Genomic DNA, 1,176 nt, shown 5'->3' on the forward strand with positions numbered 1-1,176 from the left:
GTGGTCCTGCCCCGGCACGGTGCGGACGTCGAGGGCCAGGTACGCCTCGTCGGGCATGACGTTGAGCTGCGCCTCGCCCTTGGCCGGCGCCATGAGGATCGTCGGCGTGATCCAGGGCAGGCCGAGGAACTCGTGCTCGCCAAGGCGCTCCTGCTCGCGGCGCTCGAGGTCGCGCAGGGCCACGACCAGGTCCGCGAGGCCGCGGATGGGGTTCACGCCGGCGTACGGCATCGCGCCGTGGCTCATGACGCCGTGCGCGCGCACGTGGAAGCGCATCGCGCCCTTCTGGAACAGGCAGATCTCGTTCTCCTCCGGCTCGCACACGATCGCGCCGGAGACCTCGTCGGCCCAGCCGTTCGCGATGAACGACTTGATGCCGAGCATCATGCCCTCCTCGTCGGCGACGATGCCGAGCCTGATGCGGCCGGGCAGGTCGGGAGCGACGCGCCTGACCGCCTCCACGGCGGCGATCGCGGCGGCCACGCCGGCCTTCATGTCGGCGCTGCCGCGCCCGTGGAGGACCCCCGTGACCACCTCGCCGCTCGGTCCGGGTTCGATGCGCCCCTCGAACGGCGGCACCGACCACGCCGCCGGGTCGCCCTCGGTGACGACGTCGGTGTGCCCCTCGAGCATCAGCGTCCGGTGGCGCGCCGGGTCGAAGGACGTGCCCGCGAAGTCGCAGATCACGTTGGGGCGCCCCGGCGCGGCCTCCTCGACAACGGGCGCGAAGCCGGCGGACGCGAGCTGCTCGGCCACGTAGCGCGCCGCCTCGGCCTCCGTGGTGCCGGCGGCCTCGTCGTAGACGCTGCGGACCCGCACCAGGCCCCGCGCCAGGGCGACGACCCGCTCGGGGTCGACGGCGTCGGCGGCGCGCCGCGCCAGCTCGGCCACCGGGCCGGGCAGGCCCGCGCTCCGGCGCGCCGTCACAGCGGCGGCGTGAACCTGCCGTCGACGGCCGTCCAACCGCCGTCGACGTAGAGTAGGGAGCCGGTCACGAAGCTGGAGGCGTCGGAGGCGAGGAACACGACCGCGCCCACGAGCTCGCTCGGCTGCGCCCAGCGCCCCAGCGCGCTCTTCCTGGCGTAGGCGTCGTACCAGGCGGGCTGGTCCTTGATCTGCTTGGTCAGCGGCGTCTCGACGACGCCCGGCGCGACGGCGTTGGCGCGCACGCCGTGG

2 protein-coding genes are annotated in these 1,176 nt (G+C 74.6%); both read right to left on the reverse strand.

Annotated elements, in window-relative coordinates; all coding sequences use genetic code 11:
- The coding region (locus VF202_14825) for a M20/M25/M40 family metallo-hydrolase (protein ID HEX7041388.1) at positions 1-927 on the reverse strand (927 nt) is incomplete at its 3' end.
- On the reverse strand, positions 924-1,176 hold a 253-nt coding region (locus VF202_14830), incomplete at its 5' end, for an SDR family oxidoreductase (GenBank protein ID HEX7041389.1). The genes VF202_14830 and VF202_14825, both read right to left, overlap by 4 nt.

It is taken from the genome of Trueperaceae bacterium (assembly GCA_036381035.1).
GTDB lineage: Bacteria > Deinococcota > Deinococci > Deinococcales > Trueperaceae > DASRWD01.